General features: G+C 45.9%; 20 protein-coding genes. 7 read left to right on the top strand and 13 right to left on the bottom strand.

The annotated features are described in order from the left end of the window. Nucleotides 1-6 precede the first annotated feature (6 nt). Genes ACWA50_RS08940 through ACWA50_RS08925 form a run of 4 tightly spaced genes read left to right on the top strand, consistent with a single transcriptional unit; the run spans nt 7 to nt 4,755 of the window. Entirely contained in the window at nt 7-1,551 is a 1,545-nt protein-coding gene (locus ACWA50_RS08940) for a sugar ABC transporter ATP-binding protein (protein ID WP_431051740.1), read from the top strand. 11 nt (nt 1,552-1,562) lie between these two features. After that, the gene (locus tag ACWA50_RS08935; protein WP_431051738.1) at nt 1,563-2,648 is read left to right on the top strand and encodes an ABC transporter permease; all 1,086 of its coding nucleotides are present in this window, start codon (nt 1,563-1,565) and stop codon (nt 2,646-2,648) included. Nucleotides 2,649-2,685: 37 nt separating this feature from the next. Continuing rightward, nucleotides 2,686-3,789 (top strand): ABC transporter substrate-binding protein, encoded by a 1,104-nt coding sequence (locus ACWA50_RS08930; RefSeq protein WP_431054326.1) that lies wholly within the window; start codon nt 2,686-2,688, stop codon nt 3,787-3,789. Nucleotides 3,790-3,840: 51 nt separating this feature from the next. Beyond that, nucleotides 3,841-4,755, top strand: coding sequence for an SMP-30/gluconolactonase/LRE family protein (locus tag ACWA50_RS08925; protein WP_431051736.1), 915 nt, complete (start codon nt 3,841-3,843; stop codon nt 4,753-4,755). 262 nt (nt 4,756-5,017) lie between these two features. Here ACWA50_RS08925 and ACWA50_RS08920 read toward each other — a convergent pair whose 3' ends face one another. Next, the gene (locus ACWA50_RS08920; protein WP_431051734.1) at nt 5,018-5,632 is read right to left on the bottom strand and encodes a riboflavin synthase subunit alpha; all 615 of its coding nucleotides are present in this window, start codon (nt 5,630-5,632) and stop codon (nt 5,018-5,020) included. A gap of 77 nt (nt 5,633-5,709) precedes the next feature. Here ACWA50_RS08920 and ACWA50_RS08915 point away from each other — a divergent pair, with 77 nt between their 5' ends. Together ACWA50_RS08915 and ACWA50_RS08910 are read left to right on the top strand one after the other, a co-directional pair. Then, nucleotides 5,710-7,107: an MATE family efflux transporter gene (locus ACWA50_RS08915; protein WP_431051732.1), complete on the top strand. Its 1,398-nt coding sequence runs from the start codon at nt 5,710-5,712 to the stop codon at nt 7,105-7,107. 11 nt (nt 7,108-7,118) lie between these two features. Beyond that, nucleotides 7,119-8,159, top strand: a complete 1,041-nt coding sequence (locus ACWA50_RS08910) for a Gfo/Idh/MocA family oxidoreductase (RefSeq protein ID WP_431051729.1) — start codon at nt 7,119-7,121, stop codon at nt 8,157-8,159. 77 nt (nt 8,160-8,236) lie between these two features. On the opposite strand, the gene iscX is transcribed toward ACWA50_RS08910, so the two are convergent. The 11 genes from iscX to ACWA50_RS08855 all read right to left on the bottom strand — a co-directional run bounded on the left by iscX (nt 8,237) and on the right by ACWA50_RS08855 (nt 15,327). Then, nucleotides 8,237-8,434, bottom strand: coding sequence for a Fe-S cluster assembly protein IscX (gene iscX, locus ACWA50_RS08905; protein WP_431051727.1), 198 nt, complete (start codon nt 8,432-8,434; stop codon nt 8,237-8,239). Between the two features lie 20 nt (nt 8,435-8,454). Next, a complete protein-coding gene (fdx, locus tag ACWA50_RS08900) occupies nt 8,455-8,793 on the bottom strand; it encodes an ISC system 2Fe-2S type ferredoxin (protein WP_431051725.1) in 339 nt (112 codons plus the stop codon). A 24-nt stretch (nt 8,794-8,817) separates the two neighbouring features. After that, nucleotides 8,818-10,674: a Fe-S protein assembly chaperone HscA gene (gene hscA / locus ACWA50_RS08895; protein WP_431051723.1), complete on the bottom strand. Its 1,857-nt coding sequence runs from the start codon at nt 10,672-10,674 to the stop codon at nt 8,818-8,820. 114 nt (nt 10,675-10,788) lie between these two features. Continuing rightward, on the bottom strand, nt 10,789-11,304 hold the full coding sequence (gene hscB, locus ACWA50_RS08890; protein ID WP_431051721.1) for a Fe-S protein assembly co-chaperone HscB: 516 nt from the start codon (nt 11,302-11,304) through the stop codon (nt 10,789-10,791). A gap of 37 nt (nt 11,305-11,341) precedes the next feature. Further along, nucleotides 11,342-11,665, bottom strand: a complete 324-nt coding sequence (iscA, locus tag ACWA50_RS08885; protein WP_431051719.1) for an iron-sulfur cluster assembly protein IscA — start codon at nt 11,663-11,665, stop codon at nt 11,342-11,344. Between the two features lie 72 nt (nt 11,666-11,737). Further along, entirely contained in the window at nt 11,738-12,121 is a 384-nt protein-coding gene (gene iscU, locus ACWA50_RS08880; protein ID WP_034613831.1) for a Fe-S cluster assembly scaffold IscU, read from the bottom strand. Nucleotides 12,122-12,142: 21 nt separating this feature from the next. Continuing rightward, complete coding sequence (locus tag ACWA50_RS08875; RefSeq protein WP_431051717.1) at nt 12,143-13,357, bottom strand: IscS subfamily cysteine desulfurase; 1,215 nt, start codon at nt 13,355-13,357, stop codon at nt 12,143-12,145. Nucleotides 13,358-13,395: 38 nt separating this feature from the next. Continuing rightward, on the bottom strand, nt 13,396-13,875 hold the full coding sequence (iscR, locus tag ACWA50_RS08870; protein ID WP_431051715.1) for a Fe-S cluster assembly transcriptional regulator IscR: 480 nt from the start codon (nt 13,873-13,875) through the stop codon (nt 13,396-13,398). A 135-nt stretch (nt 13,876-14,010) separates the two neighbouring features. Beyond that, nucleotides 14,011-14,751, bottom strand: coding sequence for a tRNA (cytosine(32)/uridine(32)-2'-O)-methyltransferase TrmJ (trmJ, locus tag ACWA50_RS08865; RefSeq protein WP_431051713.1), 741 nt, complete (start codon nt 14,749-14,751; stop codon nt 14,011-14,013). A 1-nt stretch (nt 14,752) separates the two neighbouring features. Then, nucleotides 14,753-15,046: a type II toxin-antitoxin system RelE/ParE family toxin gene (locus tag ACWA50_RS08860; RefSeq protein ID WP_431051711.1), complete on the bottom strand. Its 294-nt coding sequence runs from the start codon at nt 15,044-15,046 to the stop codon at nt 14,753-14,755. Then, entirely contained in the window at nt 15,046-15,327 is a 282-nt protein-coding gene (locus tag ACWA50_RS08855; RefSeq protein WP_431051709.1) for a hypothetical protein, read from the bottom strand. The genes ACWA50_RS08860 and ACWA50_RS08855 overlap by 1 nt, the downstream gene beginning before the upstream one ends. 181 nt (nt 15,328-15,508) lie before the next feature. Between ACWA50_RS08855 and suhB the strand changes: the two genes are divergently transcribed. Continuing rightward, the gene (suhB, locus tag ACWA50_RS08850) at nt 15,509-16,312 is read left to right on the top strand and encodes an inositol-1-monophosphatase (RefSeq protein WP_431051707.1); all 804 of its coding nucleotides are present in this window, start codon (nt 15,509-15,511) and stop codon (nt 16,310-16,312) included. A 137-nt stretch (nt 16,313-16,449) separates the two neighbouring features. On the opposite strand, the gene ACWA50_RS08845 is transcribed toward suhB, so the two are convergent. After that, nucleotides 16,450-20,877: a S6 family peptidase gene (locus ACWA50_RS08845; protein WP_431051705.1), complete on the bottom strand. Its 4,428-nt coding sequence runs from the start codon at nt 20,875-20,877 to the stop codon at nt 16,450-16,452. Between the last annotated feature and the right edge of the window lie 245 nt (nt 20,878-21,122).

Raw genomic sequence — 21,122 nt, 5'->3', positions numbered from 1 at the left:
ACTTTTATGCCTGACAACTCTCCTAAAAATCCCATTCTCAGTATGCAGCATATCATCAAGCGTTTTGGCGGTAATATTGCCGTCAACGATGTCAGTCTTGATATTTATCCCGGGGAAATCGTTGCCTTGCTCGGTGAAAACGGCGCGGGAAAATCAACACTGATTAAAATATTAGCCGGTATTTATCCCTATGATAACGGGAAGATCCTCTTTGAAGGCAAGCCGATTCATTCCGCCCTCTCCCTCAAAACCGATACCCAACAACCTATCTCCTTCATCCACCAAGATCTCGGATTAATCGAATGGATGACGGTCGCCGAAAATATGGCTTTCGTGATGGGGTTTCCAAAACGCTTTAACATGGTGAATTGGCGCAAAGTGCGGTCACAGGCGGAACAAGCGCTGAAATCCGTCGGGATTCGGCTCGATCCGGACACACGTGTTTTTGATCTGTCGCGCACAGAAAAAGCCTTACTGGCAATTGCCCGGGCAATTGCGGTGAATGCCAAAATTCTGATTTTAGACGAACCGACCGCGTCTCTGCCCGCCAGTGACGTAAAACATCTGTTTTCGGTATTACAAACCCTGAAAGAAAAAGGGGTTGGCATGATTTACGTCACCCACCGCTTAGATGAAGTCATCGAGATTTCCGACCGTATTTATGTTATGCGTGACGGTTTTCCGGTGGCTGAAGGGGCAACCCGAAACTATTCGGTAAAAGAATTGGTGAAAGTGATCGTCGGCGAAGAAACGCGCCACCATCAGCGTATGCCGTTACCGCTGCATAGTGAAGAAGTGCTCAAACTCACGGATGTGACTGTCGGTGACACCGGACCGGTTTCCTTCGCGTTGCATAAAGGCGAAATGATCGCGCTTGCCGGTTTACGCGGTGCCGGACAAGAAGAGATCGGACGGTTATTATTCGGATTACGCGACTTGGAACAAGGCAATATTCGATTGCTTAACCAAAACTATACGCCGCACTCGCCAAAAGACGCTATTCAACATGGTATTTCCTTGGTAGCGGGGGATCGCCCCCATGAAAGTTTGGTGATGTCGATGACGACAACCGAAAATTTATTTATTAATCCCATTATTACCCAAAAAACCGCACTTCGCTGGTACGATCGGGCGGAAGAGTTAAAACAAAGTTGGTTTAAATTCCAACAGTTTGATATCCGACCGAAAAATATGTTTATTGAAGTCAGCGCATTATCCGGCGGCAACCAACAAAAAATTGTGATGGCGCGTTGGCTGCATCTCAATACGCCAATCTTGATTCTGGAGGATCCGACCGCCGGTGTCGATGTCGGCGCCCGCGCCGAAATTTATGACGTGCTCAATAAAGCCTTGGCACAAGGGGTTGCGGTGATTGTGATTTCTACCGATTTCGAAGAGATCGCACACCTTTGTAACCGTGCAATCGTTTTCAACCGCGGCAGCGTGGTCGGTGAACTGCTCAATGAAGACATTACCTTTTCGAATTTATTGCAGCTTTCTTCTGCAACGCCAACCTCTTTTTCATCATCTTCCGTTCATTCAGCGATATAAGGATATTTATTATGGCGCAAACTTCAGTTAAATCAACCGCTCTTGAGCAAGCGGTCTCCTTACGTCAAGACGGTTTCACGGCGTGGTTTTCGCAGCAAGCAACCCGTTACGGGTTATTATGGTTATGTATTTTGTTGGTCATTATTTTTTCACTCGCCACACCGACCTTTGCCTCAATGTTAACGCTGAATGCGATTTTAGAAACCAAATCGAAAATCGCCCTGCTTGCCCTTGCCGCCACAATTACCATGATTGTCGGCAAAATCGACTTAAACGTCGGTTTCGGGATTGTGCTTTGGCATATTTTAGCCATCAGTTTGCAGGTGCAATTTGGTTTCTCTTGGCAAATGGCGGTCATCACCGTCCTGATTATCGCCGCACTTTATGGATTATTAAACGGTATTTTAGTGGCACTTGCCGACATTGACAGCTTTGTTGCCACCCTCGGTTCTGGAACCGTGCTGTACGCGGTTGCGTTGTGGCATTCCGGCGGTCGCCAAATCGTCGGCGATCTGCCCGAGGCGTTTTATGAGTTGAACAGTTTCGAGCTGTTCGGCATTCCTATTTCCGCGCTCTATATGTTGATTGTTGCCATTGTACTTTGGCTCATCACCGAACATACCGCAGTGGGCCGTTGTATGTATGCCGTGGGAGGAAACCCGGCCGCCGCCCGTTTAAACGGGATCTCAATCAAAAAATACACCATTGTCGCCTTTATCGCCTCCAGCACATTAACCGGTTTCACCGGGGTATTGATCGCCGCGCAACAAGGCGTCGGTCAAGCCAGTGTCGGCATGGATTATCTTTTACCGGCGTTGGTCGGCGCATTTTTAGGCAGCACCACCATTCGTCCCGGGCGTGTCAATGTGTGGGGCACCGTGGTCGGAATCGCAATTCTGGCTATCGGAATCTCAGGAATCCAACAATTCGGTGGCGCCTTCTGGGTTGAACCGTTATTTAACGGAGCGACGCTGTTACTCTCCATCACGATCGCCGGATATGCCCAACGCAAACGCTTACTCAACCAAAAATTAATTCAGAAAAAAGCCGATGTGGAAAAACCGTCTCAACCAGCCGATAAACACTCTATCCAATAACTACGAGGAAAACGTTATGAAAACTCTTTTTCAAAAAATGCTGATTGCCACCCTTGCCGGCGGCTTGCTTACCGTCAGTCAATTTGCCAGTGCCTCTGCAACAAAAGACGCTTTCGTTACTCAGGCGAAACAAATTGTAGAAGCTGCGACAGCGCCGCAAACACAGTGGGACGGCCCGACAACCGGTCCGGCATTACAAAAAGACAAACGTGTCATCTTTATCGCTTCCGATATGAAGAACGGCGGTGTGCTTGGCGTACTGGACGGTATGAAAGAAGCCGCTGATGTTGCAGGTTGGTCGCTTGATGTGTTGGATGGCGCCGGTTCGGTTAATAATCAATTAGCTTCGTTAAATCAAGCCATTGCCAAAAAACCAGACGCAATTGTTATCGGCGGCTGGAATCCGAATGTCGCCCGCAATCCGTTGAAAAAAGCCAATGAGCAAAATATTACCTTAATTGCATGGCATGCCACCCCACAACCGGGTCCGATTGAGAAATATAACATCTTTTATAATGTGACTTCCGATTCTGATGAAATTGCACGCCTCTCGGCATTGCTTGCCGTGGCGAAATCAGACGGTAAAGCACAAGCCGTGATCTTAACTGATTCCCTCTATGAAATTGCATTGCGCAAGGCCAATGTCATGAAAGAGACTATCGAACAATGTAAAGAATGCAAGGTATTGGAATTTATCGATACGCCGCTTGCCGATACCTCAAGCCGTATGCCGGGGCTAACCTTCAGTACCTTGCAAAAATACCAAGATAATTTCCAATACACCTTGGCGATCAACGATCTCTATTTTGACTTTATGACGCCATCACTCCGCACGGCCGGCATTAAAGGTGACGCCGCACCTTATAACATTTCCGCCGGCGATGGTTCGGTTACCGCCTATCAACGAATCCGTGCCGGAGAGCACCAAATTGCAACAGTGCCCGAACCATTGAATCTGCATGGCTGGCAGTTAGTTGATGAATTGAACCGCGCCTTCTCCGGTGAGAAACCATCTAACTATGTCACGCCGGTACATTTGGTCACTAAAGACAATATTGCCTACGATGGCGGCGATAAAAATATGTATGACCCGCAAAACGGCTATCAAAATGCCTATAAAAAAATCTGGGGCATTAACTAAATCAAATCGGGGGAGGAATACTCTCCCTATTTAATCTAGTAGGTAGGTATTATGAATATTGAAGTTTATGATTCCCGATTTTCTGACTTGTTCGATCGGCAAACACAAATCGATTGCCTGTTCTCTGAGGCGACTTGGGCGGAAGGGCCGGTTTGGCTGCCGCATGAAAATAGTGTTGTTTTCAGTGACGTTAAGGGCAACCGAATGTTCAAATGGTCGGAAACAGAAGGAACGTCGGTTTTCCGTGCACCGTCCGATTTCGCCAATGGCAACGCGTTATTGCCTGACGGTTCGCTGATCACCTGCCAACACGGCGCCAGGGGAATCAGCCACACCGATCAACAGGGTAATGTCAGCATGCTGGTTGATCGCTATGATGGGCGGCACTTTAATTCACCGAATGATCTGGTGGTAAAATCCGACGGCACGGTTTGGTTTACCGATCCGCCATACGGTATTCTCAGTAATAATGAGGGATATCAGGCGGCAAGTGAAATCATCGGCTGCTATGTCTATTGCTATGATCCTACAGATCAAAAAGTGCGGTTAGCCAGCTTCAATACCATGCGCCCTAACGGACTCTTCTTCTCTCCCGATGAAAAAATTTTGTATGTTGCCGATATGTCGGCTGTCGAATTCCAAGACGGTTTACATCATCTGGTCGCGTTTGATGTCGATGGTATGCGCTTACACAATCGCCGCACGATCTGTGAAATTACGCCCGGCATTCCCGACGGTTTTTGTGTTGATGAAAGCGGCTTGATTTATTGCAGCTGCGATGACGGAATTTTGATTATCACGCCTGATGGTAAAATCATTGCCAAAATTACGCTTAACAAAACCGTATCCAATTGCACCTTAGGCGGAAAAGCGCAAAACGAGTTGTTTATCACCGCCAGTAACGGTTTGTATCGGGTAAAAGTCAATACAAAAGGATTTCAATACAACGCATTTTACGCAGACTAGGCGCATAAAAGAAGCACATAGCTGCGCTTGAGATTGCTGACAAACTGACTTCTCTCCCTCCGCATGCGGAGGGAGTACCGTTTTTCGCAAGAAAAATGGGGAGAGAGGGGGAATATGAAAATGCAACATATTCAGTTTTAACATTCTTTATGCCTCCCTCCGTCCTTCGGACACCTCCCTCCGTATACGGAGGGAGGGAAATGATTCGAGCAAGAGACTTTGTCATCAGCCTGGAGCGCATAGCTGCGCTTTTTTATCTGACTTACAACCCTCTTTCCCCCAAATACCGCTCCACCGTATCCACCAACGCTTGGGTTTGCGAGTCGATTTCAAGATTGACTTTACCGCCGATTTTTTTCTGCCCGATAATCGTGCGTTGCAAGGTTTCCGGAATCAAATTCACACAAAAACGCCCGTTTTCGACTGCCCCAATGGTTAAGCTGATACCATCAATCGCAATATAGCCTTTGGTGAGAATATATTTGATCAAGTGCGGTTGCAGCAGACTGAACCAGATTTGACAGTTATTTTCCGTTTCAATAATCTCGTCGATCAGCGCCATGCTGTAAACATGCCCCGACAACAGGTGTCCGCCGATTTCGTCACTCATTTTCATTGCGCGTTCGACATTGATTTCGTCACCGACCTGTAATTCTCCCAGATTGGTAATGCGCAGCGTTTCTTGCATTAAATCAAAGCTCAGCAAATCCCCGTTAATTTCGGTCACGGTCAAACACACACCGTTATGCGCAATCGACGCGCCCGGTTTCAGATCATCCAACAAATCCGGCGGCATTCTGATAACATGGGTTTTAAAATCTTTTTTTGCTTCGATCGATTCAATTCGGGCTTTACCCTGTATAATGCCGGTAAACATAATCTTTTCCTCATAATGTTTATTTTTATCGGCACAGATTATAGCTCTTTTCTTTCCAATTAAGCAGAAATATCTTTATGTTCAAATTTATCACTGATCCGCAGCACCGCTTAGAAATGCGCCAATTAATCAAAATTGCCGCACCGATTTTGGTCGCACAAATCGCGCAAAGTTCGATGGGCATGATTGATGCGATTATGGCGGGTCGTGTCAGTGCGGCGGACATGGCGGCAATTTCGATTGGCGCGTCGATTTGGTTTCCGTTAGTCTTGTTCGGGCAAGGCTTGCTACTCGCACTGCCGCCGACAATCGCTTATCTCAATGGCTCGGGACAACGCAAACGGATTGCGCACCAAGTGCGGCAAGGGATTTGGATTGTGTTGCTGATCACAATACCGCTCTTTGCCTTGATTTATAACAGCCATTTCATTGTCAATTTTATGGGCATGGAGCAGCGGCTCGCCGACATTGCCAGCCAGTATCTGCAAGCAATGGCGTTTGGGATCTTGCCTTATTTATTGATGATCAACTTTCGCGGCTTGAATGATGGCTTGGCAAAAACCAAACCGGCAATGGTGATCGGCTTTATCGGTTTATTGCTGAATATTCCGCTGAATTATATCTTTATTTACGGTAAATTCGGTATTCCGGCATTCGGTGCGGTCGGTTGTGGCATTGCTACGGCAATCGTGAATTGGCTGATGATGGTGATGATTTTGATCTACTGTTATCGCGCTAAAAACCAACGCGATCTGCGCCTGTTTCCCAAATTATTTGAAAAACCCGATTGGAATACCCAACGCAAACTGCTCAATCTCGGCGTGCCGATTGCCTTGACCCTATGCGCCGAAGTCACGCTGTTTACCATTGTGTCGCTGCTGATTTCACCATTGGGCGCAAATGTGGTTGCCAGCCACCAAATCACCTTACAGACCAGCTCGTTTATCTTTATGTTGCCGCTCTCGATTTCCATGGCAACCACGATTTTGGTCGGACAACGTTTGGGCGAACAAAATATCGAGGGCGCAAAACAAGTCAGCTTTAGTGCGCTGGGCTTAGGTTTGGTTGTGGCAATGATAACCGCCATTCTCACGTTACTGTTCCGCACGCAAATCGCACAAATTTTTGTTACTGATCAGCAAGTTATTGCCATGGCGTCATTCCTCTTATTGTTTGCCGCAGCTTACCAAATTCCGGACAGTATTCAAGTCATTGCCGGCGGTGCGCTGCGCGCCTATAAAGACACCAAGGCGATTTTAATTATTTCGCTACTATGCTACTGGATGATTGGTATGCCGGTGGGTTATATCACCGGTCTCACCGATTGGATCGTGCCGGCGCTGGCGGCGGAAGGGTTCTGGATCGGCTTCGTGCTGAGCCTGACCTTTGCATCGGTTTTTCTCCTGCTGCGTTTGCGTAAAATTCAGCGCATTCCGACGGCAGATTTATTACAACATTTAGAACGGATTAAATAACGAGGTGAAAAATGACTAAGGTGATTAATGTCGGTATCGCCGGTTTTGGCATGTCGGCGCAGGTGTTCCATGTGCCGTTTTTATTAATCGATCCGCACTTTCAGATCAAAAAAGTGTTTGAGCGCAGCGGCGAAAAATCCAAGCAAAAAATCCCGGATGTGGACGTGGTACATCAATTTTCCGAGCTGCTGAGTGACGAGATTGATTTGATTGTGATCTGCACCCCGAACTTAACCCACTACGACTTTGCCAAACAAGCGATTGCCGCCGGCAAACACGTGGTATTGGAAAAGCCGATTGCGGTAACCGCATTTGAAGCGGCGGAACTGGATCAACTGGCACAACAGCAAGGCGTGATCCTTTCACCTTATCAAAATCGCCGTTGGGACAGCGGCTTTTTGGCGGTGAAAAAGATTATTGATAACCGGCTCATCGGCGATATTGTTGATTATCAAGTGCGGTTCGACCGCTACAGCGCGAATAAAAATCCGAAGGTTTGGAAAGAAACCGGTGAAAAAGGCGTCGGCTTGGTATATGACTTAGGCGTCCATCTAGTCGATCATGCCGTGGATCTGTTAGGTATGCCGCAAGCCCTGTTTGCCGATATTCGCTACCAACATGAAAACGCGCTAAGCGATGATAATTTTCAAATCTACCTATATTATCCCAATCTGAAGGTAGAACTCGGCGCCACAAAATATGCGCGCGAGAAAGGTCCGCATATTGCGTTACATGGGCGGAACGGCTCTTATCTAAAATATGTCGCCGATATCCAAGAATCGCAATTAGCACAGGGGATTTTGCCCGTTGGCAACTGGAACGTGGAAAATGAAAGCCAATGGGGAACGCTCAATACCGAGCTTAACGGCGTGCATTTCCAAGGCAAAATCGAATCCCCGGCGGCAAGTTATGCCGCTTATTACGACAACATTTATGCCGCGATCACCACAAACGAACCGTTGGTTGTAACCGCGGAACAAGCACGAAACGTATTAATGTTATTAGAAAAATGCTTTGAAAGTGCGAAAATGCGCAAAGTGGTTGAAATATAAAACAACTAAAAAAGTGCGGTAGCCGGTCCTTTCATTAAACCGTCCAACTACCGCACTTCATTCTTCCGAAATCCCGCTTAATCCTCAAATTCATCCAGCCAATGCAATAAAATCGCTTCCAGAATTTTTTCATTTGATTTTTGCGGGTCGTCGTCGAAACCGTGCAGATTGCAAATCCAAGCGTGCATATCGGTGAAACGGACGGTTTTAGGATCGACATCAGGATAGCGATCGTATAACGCCCAAGCGATTTGTTGCGAATCTTGCCACTTCATATGCTTATTCCTCTGCTTGACTAATGATCTTCGCGGGCGTGGTTGATGGTGTAACGTGGAATGTCGATCACCAGATCTTCGTCGCCCACCACCGCTTGGCAGCTTAAACGGCTTTCCATTTCCAAGCCCCAAGCTTTATCCAACATATCTTCTTCCAAATCGCTGCTTTCATTGAGGGAGTCGAAACCTTCGCGCACCACCACATGGCAAGTGGTGCAGGCACAGGATTTTTCGCAGGCGTGATCGATTTCGATACCGGCGTTCAGCGCCGCATCTAAAATACTTTCGCCTTTGGCGGCGTCAACCACCATGCCTTCCGGGCAATAGGTTTCATTCGGGAGAAAAATTAACTTTGGCATATCTAAATCCTTGTAAATTCGTTTTTAACTGTTTTCAATTTCGCTGATACTGTGCCCTTGCAGCACGCTGCGCACCGATTTATCCATACGGCGCGCGGCAAATTCGCGGGTGACCACATCAAGTTGTTTAATTCCGTGTTTAATCGCGTCGCTGTCTGTGCCGCTGATTAAGGCGCGCAACTGCTCGATTTGCGCGGTGATTGCGCCCAATTCTTGCGTATTTAATAATTCGCGATCTAATTTTAATGCCTCTTCTACGCCTTCAATCACCCGTTTGGCTTCCACTTGCTGTTCCGCCAAACGGCGCGCCTGCATATCCTGTTCCGCATTTTCAATCGAAGCGTGGATCATATTGCGAATTTCATCATCACTTAAACCGTAAGACGGTTTCACCTGAATCGAGGCTTGCACTTTGGTCGATTTTTCCATTGCCGTGACGCTGAGCAAACCGTCGGCATCGACTTGATAGGTCACGCGAATATGCGCCGCCCCGGCGACCATCGGCGGAATGCCGCGCAGGGTGAAACGGGCAAGTGAGCGGCAGTCCGCCACCATTTCGCGTTCGCCCTGCACAATATGCACTGTCATCGCGGTTTGTCCGTCTTTGAAGGTGGTAAACTCTTGCGCACGCGCCGCCGGAATAGTAGTGTTGCGTGGAATGATTTTTTCCACCAACCCGCCCATGGTTTCAATCCCTAAGGATAACGGCGTCACATCGAGCAATAACATATCGGTATCGGCTTTATTGCCGACCAAAATATCCGCTTGAATCGCTGCGCCTAACGCCACCACTTTATCCGGGTCGATCGAGGTCAACGGCGTTTTACCGAAAAATTCGCCCACTTGTTCGCGGATTAACGGTACTCGGGTCGAACCGCCGACCATCACCACCTGCAACACCTCTTCCGGGCTGACTTGTGCGTCTTTCAACACGCGGCGGCACGCCATTAATGAACGTTTCACCAACGGTTGAATTAACTGATCAAACTGCGCACGGTTGATTTCGCCCTGCCAATCTTTGAACTGCACTGGCACCGCACTTTCCACGCTTAATTGTACTTTAGTCGCAATGGCGGTTTCCAATAGCTGACGGCGTTCAATGCTATTGGCGGCAGCAATGCCCGATTGTTGTTCGATCCAGCCCGCCAGCAGATGATCGAAATCATCGCCGCCAAGTGCGGTGTCGCCACCGGTGGCGAGCACTTCGAACACGCCTTTGGACAGACGCAAAATCGAAATATCAAAGGTGCCGCCGCCCAAATCATAGACCGCAATCACGCCCTCTTGTCCGGAATCCAAACCGTAGGCAATCGCCGCCGCAGTCGGTTCGTTTAGCAAACGCAACACTTGCAGTCCGGCCAAACGCGCCGCGTCTTTGGTCGATTGGCGTTGTGCGTCGTCAAAATACGCCGGCACGGTAATCACCGCGCCCGACAGTTCGCCGCCCAAACGGGCTTCCGCCAAATGATTGAGTTTTCTAAGAATATCGGCGGAAATTTGCACCGGACTGAAATTGCCCTGTGCGGTTTCGATGAGCGGTAAGCCGTTTTCGCTTGCTTGAAAGCGATAAGGCAAATTGGGATAACGCTGCCGCACATCGGCTAAACTGCGTCCAATCAGGCGTTTAACCGAAATCACGGTTTGCTGCGGTTCACTGACCGCTCTTGCCAAGGCGGCACAACCGACCAGCGGCGTGCTGAGCGCATAATTGACGACCGAAGGAATCAGGGCATTGCCGTCCACATCGGCTAAAATTTCACTGCTGCCGTTACGCACGGTTGCCAACAGCGAATTGGTCGTGCCCAGATCAATCCCCACCGCCAAACGGTGTTGGTGCGGCGCGGCGCTTTGCCCGGGTTCGGCAATTTGAAGTAATGCCATGTTAGGTTTCCGTTTTATCTGAATAGAGTAAAAAGTAAAAAGCCAATAAGCGAAGTGCGGTTTTATGCGGCATGCATTCGCTTATCAGCATTGCAAACAGCGGCTAGTATAACATTAGCCGTATAAGCGATCTTCGATTTGTTCCACTTCCAGCAGCAGTTTTTCAATAAATTTTAAGCGGTCAATCTGCTGCTTCAGCTCTGCCCATGCGGCATGTTGAATGGCGTTTTCAATCGCCTGTAATTGTTGTCGGCGCAGGGTTTCGCTTTTGTCGCGCAAGGCGGCAATTTCCGCTTCATCGCAACCACAAGCGGCGGCTTCCAAATCCTCACGCAACAGCAATTGTTGTAGCAAAAATTCGTTGTCTTTCACCGTTTCTTCCGGATTCAGCGGCTGTGTCCAATTCAGTTGTAAAATCGCTTCGGCACGGCGAATCGGGTTTTTCAGGATTTGATACGCCCCGTTAATCTGCGCCGCCTGCTGCACCGCTGCAAGCTGTTGCGCAGCGGATTCGGTGGCAAAATTATCGGGGTGGTACTGTTTTTGCAAGTCGAGATAGCGTTGCGATAAAAGTGCGGTATCCAGCTGAAAACCGACTGCGATACCAAAAAGTTCAAACGGGTTTTGCATTGTTTATCCTATTGATTTTGCTGAGTCTGACCGCACTTTACACGGTAAAGCTTTCGCCGCAACCACATTCGTCTTTTTTATTCGGATTATCAAATTTAAAGCCTTCGTTTAAGCCTTCTTTGACAAAATCCAACTCGGTCCCGTCCAGATAAACCAAACTTTTGCTGTCGATAATCACATTAATGCCATGCTGCTCGAAGACTTGATCGTCTTCGTTCATCTCATCAACGAACTCCAATACATACGCAAGTCCGGAACAACCTGAGGTTTTCACGCCTAAACGCAACCCTAAGCCTTTACCGCGGTTTTCAAGAAAAGTACGCACGCGATTTGCCGCGCTTTCGGTTAAACTGACACCCATGGTGAATCCTTAATATACAACTGTAACAAATAGAGAAAATCCCTGTTGCACGCAGTCCAACAGGGTTAAACATTATTTATTGTTTTTCGCTTTATAATCGGCAATCGCCGCTTTGATTGCATCTTCCGCTAAAATTGAACAGTGAACTTTCACCGGCGGCAATTCCAACTCTTCGGCAATTTGGCTGTTTTTGATCGAACCGGCTTCATCTAACGATTTGCCTTTCACCCATTCGGTAATCAGCGAGCTGGAGGCAATCGCCGAGCCGCAGCCGTAGGTTTTGAAACGCGCGTCTTCGATAATACCGTTGTCATCCACTTTGATTTGCAACTGCATTACGTCGCCGCATGCCGGTGCGCCCACCATGCCGCTGCCGACATTTTGTTCTTTTTTATCGAATGCCCCCACGTTACGCGGGTTCTCATAATGATCGATTACTTTTTCGCTATATGCCATTTTATTTCTCCTGTTAACCGATTAGTGGGCAGTCCACTGCACTGTGTTCAAATCAATCCCTTCTTTAAACATATCCCATAACGGGGACAGTTCACGCAGTTTGCTTACTGCTTTTTTCACTAATTCGATAGTGTAATCCACTTCTTCTTCGGTGGTGTAACGCCCGATTGAGAAACGGATTGAGCTGTGCGCCAATTCATCGTTCAAGCCCAACGCACGCAAGACATACGACGGCTCAAGGCTGGCCGAGGTACAAGCCGAACCGGAAGAGACCGCAATATCGCTCAATGCCATCATTAACGATTCCCCTTCAACATAGTTGAAGCTGATGTTCAGATTGCCGGCAACACGCTGTTCCAATGAACCGTTTACATGCACTTCTTCAATGTCTTTCAAGCCGTTGTATAAACGATCGCGCAGGGCTTTAATCCGTGGGATTTCGCTCGCCATTTCTTCTTTGCAGATACGATAGGCTTCGCCCATACCAACGATTTGGTGCACCGGCAATGTGCCCGAGCGCATGCCGCGCTCGTGTCCGCCGCCGTGAATCATGGCTTCAATCCGAACGCGTGGTTTACGCCGCACATATAAACCGCCGATTCCTTTTGGTCCGTATAATTTATGACCGGAGAATGACATCAAATCCACGTTTAATTTGCTGAGATCAATCTCCACTTTGCCGACGCTTTGGGTTGCGTCAGTATGGAAAAGCACTTTTTTCGCCCGGCACAATTCACCGATTTTCTCGATATCTTGGATCACGCCGATTTCGTTATTCACATGCATAATCGACACTAAAATAGTGTCATCGCGCATTGCCGCTTCCAATTTCGCCAAATCAATCAAACCGTCGGCTTCCGGCTCGAGATAGGTCACTTCAAAGCCTTCGCGTTCTAACTGGCGGCAAGTGTCTAACACCGCTTTATGTTCGGTTTTGCAAGTGATGATATGTTTGCCTTTGGTTTGGTAAAAATGCGCCGCCCCTTTGATCGCCAAGTTATCGGACTCGGTCGCGCCGGAAGTGAACACGATCTCTCTGGAATCCGCCCCGATTAAATCGGCAATTTGGTTACGCGCAATATCAACCGCTTCTTCCGCTTGCCAGCCGAAACGGTGCGAACGCGACGCCGGATTACCAAAAATGCCGTCATAGGTCATAAATTCCATCATTTTTTTCGCAACGCGTTCGTCCACCGGACAAGTCGCTGCATAATCCAAATAAATTGGTAATTTCATTTTCACTCCTGAAAAATTAACACTATCAAACGCACCGATTAAGTGCGGTTGACCACTTGAAAAGATAGTTGCTGATCCAAATGCTTTTTCAACGCACTGCGCTGAGTCTGTTTATTAACTAAATCGGCAATGGTAATCCCGTTCAGAAACTCCTCGATCTCTTCGCTTAACTGCTCCCACAGCGAATGGGTCAAACAGGTCGTTCCGCCCTGACAATTGCCTTTGCCTTTGCATTTGGTTGCCGAGATATTTTCATTCACCGCCGCAATAATCATACCGATTGCAATTTTTTCAATCGGCATGCCTAACAGATAACCACCGCCGGGACCACGCACACTTTTCACCAAGCCGAAACGGCGCAATTTGGCAAATAACTGCTCTAAATAAGATAATGAGATTTGCTGACGTTCGGAAATATCGGCTAATGTAATCGGCATCTCGATTTCGCCACGCTGCGAATTGAGCGCAATATCCAGCATGGCTGTCACGGCGTAACGCCCTTTTGATGTCAATTTCATATCTGCTCCTCAACGATAATTTGATGAGGTGATTTTTTCATACCAGACTATTTTAGTCAACTTTAAACCTGACTATTTTTGTATGTTTTTGTCTATCACAGCAACAAGCACCGCATAATTCGCCTGACTCTGCTTTTAACCGCACTTTTTCCTTAACGTGCTGAGCATACCCTGCAAGATATTCAATTCGTTTTTGCGCAGCTCGGCACGGGCATACAGACTGCGCAATTTCGACATCACGCCGTTATTTTGGATAAAGCCCAAGGTACGATACAGTTGTTCGGTTTGCTTGAAAAAGTATTCCAACTCTTGTTGGCTTGGTTTCTCATTAACCGAGAGTGAAAGTGCGGTTGGTGTGGGATTGGCTGGCTGTGCCAACATCGCCATGCGCACTTCGTAGCTGACCAATTGCACCGCCATCGCCAAGTTGAGTGAGGAGTAATCCGGATTTGCCGGAATGTTGAGATGAAAACCGCACTTGAGTAGTTCGTCATTGCTTAAACCGACCCGTTCGCGCCCAAACACAATCGCCACCTTGCCGCCGTTTGCCGCCATTAACACCGCCTGCTCACCGCAGGCACGCGGTTCAATCAACGGAATCGACACATGCCGACTGCGCGCACTGGTGCCAATCACCAAGGAACAATCCGCCACCGCCTGATCAAAAGTGTCGACCACGGTCGCACTTTCCACAATATCATTCGCCCCGGCGGATAAGGCGATTGCCTGTTCATCGGGCAAGGTTTTCGGCGCAACCAAATACAGCGACGACAAGCCCATGGTTTTCATCGCCCGCGCCGCCGAACCGATATTACCGGTGTGGGAGGTTTCGATCAGCACGATACGAATATTGTTTAAATAGGTTTGAGTTGTCATATCAATAGTTACTTGTTAATTTGCATGCGCTATGTAGCACGCTTAAAATAATCAGGCTTTCCTGTTCGACGGCATAAATCAGAATAAATGGAAAGTGCGGTACGATTAACTTCCGATAACAACTGGAAGTCTCTTTCACTTTCTTGCCTAATTGCGGATTTTGCTGTAATAATGCTGCCATTTCTTCAAATTTCGCATCGATTTGATCGGCTAATGCTAAACCGGCGTGTTCAAAAAAATAGCGGAAAATTTGCTCTCGATCGTGTTGCGCCTGTGCTTCCCAAAATAACTTCACTACGCTGCTCCGATTAATTGGCGGCGTAATTGCTGCATTTTTTGTTGGCTTGCCGCTTGGTCGAATAATTGCGTTTGTTTGCTTTCGTAACGCTGAATCGCTTCGTTGATTTGCGCTTCTAACCAATGCGCATGGCTGTTCGCCTGATATGCTTGCTCTTCCGCCGCCAATTCTTCCGCTCTTTCGCGCATTAATTTGGTCAAATCAGTCTGTTGCCGTTTTGCCGCCTGCATAGCCAACCGTTTGGTTTGCGCATCAATTCGAAAATGAATGGTTTCCATTATTTCACCTCGCTAATAAATGGTGTCATTTGTGTTGTCAATCATACCTGAATATCACGAATGAGACAAAAACAAATTTACCTCGCAATTTCGGCGACAATTCTTTATAATTCGCGCAGTTTTGTGTGTTATAACAAAATCACTCCTTTTATTTATTTGTTCTTTAAAATCCGGTGGAATTATGAATCCAATGTTAAATATTGCTATTCGTGCAGCACGAAAAGCAGGCAATGTGATTGCCAAAGCTTACGAACGCCCTGAAAGCGTGGAAGTGAGCAACAAACGCAGTAATGATTATGTAACCAATGTCGATAAAGCGGCGGAAGCGGCAATTATCGAGGTGATCAAAAAATCCTATCCTGATCACACGATTATCACCGAAGAAAGCGGTGCGATTGAAGGCGAAAACAAAAACGTACAATGGATTATCGATCCGCTGGATGGCACGACCAATTTTATCAAAACCCTACCGCACTTTGCCGTTTCGATTGCGATTCGTGAAAACGGGCGCACCGAAGTGGGCGTAGTCTATGACCCAATCCGTAACGAACTGTTCACCGCGGTGCGTGGCGAAGGCGCCAAACTGAATGAAACCCGTCTGCGTGTGGAAAACCGCCGTGATTTAGCCGGTGCGGTGCTGGCTACCGGCTTCCCGTTTAAAGCGAAACAACATATGCCGGTACAGTTGAACATTATCGGCTCACTGATTGAGGACGCCGCCGATTTCCGTCGTACCGGCTCTGCCGCATTGGATCTGGCATATGTTGCCGCCAACCGTGTGGACGGTTATTTTGAAATCGGTTTAAAACCGTGGGATTGCGCCGCCGGTGATTTGATCGTACGTGAAGCCGGTGGGATTGTGACCGATTTTGCCGGTGGTCATCAGTATTTGATTTCAGGCAATCTCGTTGCGGCGGCGCCGCGTGTGGCTAAAGAGATTTTAACCAAAATCCAACCGCACTTGACCGACAGTTTGAAAGGCTAACAAATAAAAATAACGGGAATATTGCCCTGCCCAAAAACTTGGATTATTTAATCGAAGGATTGAATCCGATATTGCGGACGCAATCCTTTTCATTTTAATGGCAGAAGATCAAATCTGATCTTCTGCACATGCACAACTTACCAAGTAAACCGCACGCCAATATTCATCAAACTGTGATTAAACCCTTTGGATTGCAACGCAATTTTGGTATCTTGGGTCAGATACAGGTTATTCATCAACTGATATTGCAAGCCTAAATCAAGATTCAATTTGAGTTTGCCCAAACCGCGCGTATATTCCCGATCAATATCAACATAGCTCACTTTCAGCTTGCCCAAATCGTAGCTTGCGCCAATGCCGCTGCGGATTTGCCATTTATCCCATTGATAATCCAATCCGATTCCGGCTTCCGCCGTGAATGGCGCACTGTCTTTCACCCGCACCTTGTCGCCGTTGCTGTCGGTGAATGTGCCTAAACCCAAATTATTATAGGACAACGCTACATATTCGCGCAGGCTGATATTGCCAAATGTTTGACGATAACGCACGCCGCCTTTGGCAAAAACGCCTGTCGAATTAAAGCTGTTGTTTATGCTACGGTTATTTGCCTGCAATCCTTTATCGGCATCAATATTGGTTTTAAAACGGGCTTTTGCCACACCCAATGCGCCATAGAATTTAAAATCACCGATCTCATAACCGGCATGCGCAATCGCAGAAACCAATTTGGTTTTGGAGCTTAACCGCACTTTATCCGATGAAGTGGTGGTATTCAAATCTGCCATTCGCGCTTGTAGCCCGAATTCGCTCTCCCTCTGCCGTTTCACCGCATTAAACACCACGCCGTTGCCGCGCACTTTGCTGTTAAAATTATGCAGATGACGGTAATTATCATTTTCAGCGTAGTTTTCATACTGTACGCTGAAACCTTCTTTCACCGTATTTAAATTGATATTCAACACATTGCGCGCACTGCCGATCAAGGTCAGATATTCACCGACTTCAGGGGCGGTTTTGGCGGTTAAGCTGATTGTTGTAGGCTTTATCAATGTCGCCGGATCTAAAGTCGGTTTAGCTTCTGCGGTTGTGGATTGAATTTCATGCTCTTTCAGGCTATCCGGGTCAAGTGCCTCCGCATTAATATTATTCTCTTCCGAATTTACTACAAATTCAGTTAATGTTACGGGATCTAATGTTGGTTTTACTTCTGTTTCCATAGTTGAACCGACAGTAACCTCTTTTAACGTATCAATATCAAATTCGGTTTTTGCTTCGCTATCCGTGGTTGATCCGACAATAACCTCTTTTAACGTATCAATATCAAATTCGGTTTTTACTTCGGTATCCGTGGTTGATCCGACAATAACCTCTTTTAACGTATCAATATCAAATTCGGTTTTTGCTTCGGTATCCGTGGTTGAAACCGACTCCCACATTTTTGCAGGCTCAATCAAAGTAAGTGGCACATAAGTGGTTGAATCAATTTTCGTCTCGATCACTGGAGCGGGTGTAACAATTTTCTCTTTTTCCATTAAATACGTGTTTGAGCGATCAAATGTAAAATCGAATTCCAAGCCGTTTTTTGCGGTTCTGACCGCACTTTCAAATTGCAAACTCCCGGTTTTATAATCTACAAAGACCAACTTATTGACTGGATTAGCTAATTTCGCCGTTACGGTATCGCTAAGTGTAAAGATCGGTGTCACAACTCCGCTCGCCGAGCCGTCAATTGTTAATTTATTATTAAGTTCATAACTGCCATTTTCTGATTTTGTTTTAATATCATCGATCGTACCAAAATCAATTTTGCCACTATTGCTTGAACTAAAATCACCTGCCACGGTTAAAGGTTGAAATAACCCCAGTGCACCACCGTTTAAAATTAAATTGGTATCTAATATACGCTGTTTAAAATTAAATGTAGTTGCGCCGTTGGCAAGGGTAATTGTTGGAAAATAACTGTTTTCTAGCGTACCGCGTTGAATATCTGCATTAATAATTACATTACGTTTTGTTACGTTATCTAATCCCGATAATGTCAAATGGCTGCCATTTTCGAGATTTAACCGCACTTTATCGGTTAATTGTGTCGCACCATTCATAAAGTTAAATGTTGCTTCCTTTTTATTATTTAAAGTGAAGTTATCCCCATTAGATTTTAATGTAAGATTTAACTTATCTGTATTTTCGATTAAAAGTGCGGTTTTCGCTGATATTTTGGTGGTGAGATTGGTCGGTTTGGTATTTTTCCAAACCGCACTTCCTTCACCTTGGGTAATAATATCCGCCGCACCGCTCATGCTGCCTTCAAAGGTAGCAGTGAAATCTTTTGGCATATTAAATTTCACTTGGTTATTTGAGCCGGTGAACGTTAAATTAGCCTGCACTTTAGGATTGTGGAATGTCGGATCAGAGAATTTATCGCCTTTTATCGCGTCTTGAGTCGGATCGTGGCGTTTGCTGTCTGAATCAGAAATTTCAATATTAAATTTGTTATTGCCACTAAATTTCACTTCTTCAGCGATAAGAGTCGAGGCGCGTCCCACGCCAAGCGTTGCCCCGCTGCCCACGGTAATATTTTTTGCTTGGAACGTATGCGGTCGCCATTCTCTGCGATTATAATCCGCAAGCGTAGTCCCTATTTTAATTCCATTTCTCACCATTGTTGAATAAATCAATCGATCGGCATTCAGGCTGAATGTACCGTTTTCAATTTTAACATCACCGTCAATTTTACTATCACCGCGCAATATCCAAACAGTATCTTTATTATTTGGCTTAAATGTCAGATCTAAATTGCCATTAAACTGCCCTAAGTAATTAACTGATTCAGTCGGTTTAAAGGTAAATACGGATTTTTTCGCTTTATTGTCATTTTTAATATTGGCGCCACGATCCATGTGGTAAATATTTTCAAACTCAGCATTATAGCCATTTAAATCTAACGCACCGCCCCGCACGCCAAAATAGATTTTATCTGTATTGAACTGTCCGTCTTTCAGTAATTTAACCGTCGGTTTTCCTGTTGCAAGCATAATTTTTTCCGCCGCAATACCACCGTCGGTATTCAGTTCTAATGTTCCGTCACCGATTGCAACACTGCCTTTTCCGGCTGATTTTCCAGATAAACGTAGCGTGCCTGCTCCTACTTTGCGCCAATCTGTACCTTGCACCAATGTCAGCTCTGCGGTAACGGTTTTTCCTGCGCCAACCGACATACCGCTTAAATCAAATTTTCCCGCTCCGGTAATTTTCGCATCGGTTTCAAAATAAATTGGAATACTGCCAATATCTGTATCACCATTAATGTTTAATTCGATACTGCCACCGGAGGAATTGGTTAAATATAAATCTTTGCTTTCTTTATCAAGCGTTCGATCTCCGCCATAATAACGCGTTGTATATAATTTAAATGTGTTTCCATCTGATACTTTAAAATATGCCGCTTTATTAACGCCTTCTCGTGCAGTGGTGATAGTAATTGTATTTCCCTCACCCACTTCTTTTTTATAATTCATTTCCGTTAAAAGTGCCTGCATTCTCGGCAAAGATTCCATAATACCCTCTTTGCCATAACCGGAGGCACGCCCTAGCGCGCCACGTCCCGCACGCGAATTGACGCCCAATAACCACCATTTTTTATTTTCTTTATCCCACCAAAAAACCGGTGAGCCACTGTCACCGCCTCGGCTGGTCGAATCTAACGCATTTTTGGCTTCTGGCCATAGTTGATAAGAAAGGTGGTTACTTTGCAGATTGTATTTCGCTTCAGGTCTGATTTCTTTTACTTGCGCTAATCCGCCGTGTACATAAGTATAGGTATTATAAATAGGATTACCGGTTTGTTCATAAGGGCGAATTGCTTGTGAAAATGCTCCTGCACCATTTCGCGCTAATAAATCATTGACATTGATCCCGCTAAACTCTTTCAGTTCATAAGGCTCAACATCAAACATTAATTTTTTCGTGCGGATATAACTGGCATCATAACCACCGGAAAGATTTTTCATATTGACAACTTGATTATAATCTTGGGCATACCCATAATCGTAATTTTTTTTATTAACTTCCTCATCTGAAAAAATAAATGCCAGATAATTCTTTTCCTTTTGATCATCGTCGTCATTTTCTGTAATACTATTTTTAAATAGCGATATATCCGTGCGATAAAAACGCTTGCCATAACTTTCATTGCTGTACATATCTACCATGTGTGCCGCTGTTACCACAATATTATGGCTGACCGGAGTGGCATACCCTTTATCCGAAACCGAATAAAAATTCGGCATTAATGGAATGCTGTCTTTACCGTCACCTTCAATATTCCCGGTGCTCAATGTGCCGTCTTTTTTATACACTTTTACATCGGTTGCTCCGGCTTCATATTTCCCGGCATTATTGCCGAACTTAATATATTCACGGTAATCAATATCATGCCGCACTACAGAAGCGTAAGCATTTGTTAAATAGATTGGTGTTATTAAAAACAGTAACTTAGGTGAAAATCCCCTTGCTTTGCTGTAGAAATTGAGTTTAAAACGTTTAGATGAGTGATTATTTCTCATAGTTATAGATACCTTGACTTGAATGGGTAATATTTACAAAAAACATAAATTCCATGCATTATAACAATAACAATAACAATAACAATAACAATAGCAATGGCGATTGTTTCAAAAATAAGGGAAAAAGAAATGATTTATCTATTTAAATTAAATATCAAATGGCGTGACTAGGAAGGGAGAAAAACAAAGCTATTTTATAGCCTGCTAAATAATAAATGCGTAAATAAAAGAGGATTTAATTTTAT

The sequence above is a fragment of the Testudinibacter sp. P17/SS/0325 genome, assembly GCF_053570765.1.
The sequence above is the reverse complement of the archived record's forward strand: the minus strand, read 5'-3'. Positions and strand labels throughout refer to the sequence as shown.

Coding starts and splice junctions, on each gene's coding strand:
- ACWA50_RS08920 (WP_431051734.1), bottom strand. CDS start 5,632: ATGTTTACCGGCATTATACAGGGTAAAGCCCGAATTGAATCGATCGAA.
- ACWA50_RS08875 (WP_431051717.1), bottom strand. CDS start 13,357: ATGAAATTACCAATTTATTTGGATTATGCAGCGACTTGTCCGGTGGAC.
- ACWA50_RS08845 (WP_431051705.1), bottom strand. CDS start 20,877: ATGAGAAATAATCACTCATCTAAACGTTTTAAACTCAATTTCTACAGC.
- ACWA50_RS08935 (WP_431051738.1), top strand. CDS start 1,563: ATGGCGCAAACTTCAGTTAAATCAACCGCTCTTGAGCAAGCGGTCTCC.
- suhB (WP_431051707.1), top strand. CDS start 15,509: ATGAATCCAATGTTAAATATTGCTATTCGTGCAGCACGAAAAGCAGGC.
- ACWA50_RS08930 (WP_431054326.1), top strand. CDS start 2,686: ATGCTGATTGCCACCCTTGCCGGCGGCTTGCTTACCGTCAGTCAATTT.
- ACWA50_RS08915 (WP_431051732.1), top strand. CDS start 5,710: ATGTTCAAATTTATCACTGATCCGCAGCACCGCTTAGAAATGCGCCAA.
- ACWA50_RS08925 (WP_431051736.1), top strand. CDS start 3,841: ATGAATATTGAAGTTTATGATTCCCGATTTTCTGACTTGTTCGATCGG.
- fdx (WP_431051725.1), bottom strand. CDS start 8,793: ATGCCAAAGTTAATTTTTCTCCCGAATGAAACCTATTGCCCGGAAGGC.
- ACWA50_RS08855 (WP_431051709.1), bottom strand. CDS start 15,327: ATGGAAACCATTCATTTTCGAATTGATGCGCAAACCAAACGGTTGGCT.
- ACWA50_RS08940 (WP_431051740.1), top strand. CDS start 7: ATGCCTGACAACTCTCCTAAAAATCCCATTCTCAGTATGCAGCATATC.
- hscB (WP_431051721.1), bottom strand. CDS start 11,304: ATGCAAAACCCGTTTGAACTTTTTGGTATCGCAGTCGGTTTTCAGCTG.
- iscA (WP_431051719.1), bottom strand. CDS start 11,665: ATGGGTGTCAGTTTAACCGAAAGCGCGGCAAATCGCGTGCGTACTTTT.
- iscU (WP_034613831.1), bottom strand. CDS start 12,121: ATGGCATATAGCGAAAAAGTAATCGATCATTATGAGAACCCGCGTAAC.
- hscA (WP_431051723.1), bottom strand. CDS start 10,674: ATGGCATTACTTCAAATTGCCGAACCCGGGCAAAGCGCCGCGCCGCAC.
- iscX (WP_431051727.1), bottom strand. CDS start 8,434: ATGAAGTGGCAAGATTCGCAACAAATCGCTTGGGCGTTATACGATCGC.
- ACWA50_RS08910 (WP_431051729.1), top strand. CDS start 7,119: ATGACTAAGGTGATTAATGTCGGTATCGCCGGTTTTGGCATGTCGGCG.
- iscR (WP_431051715.1), bottom strand. CDS start 13,875: ATGAAATTGACATCAAAAGGGCGTTACGCCGTGACAGCCATGCTGGAT.
- trmJ (WP_431051713.1), bottom strand. CDS start 14,751: ATGACAACTCAAACCTATTTAAACAATATTCGTATCGTGCTGATCGAA.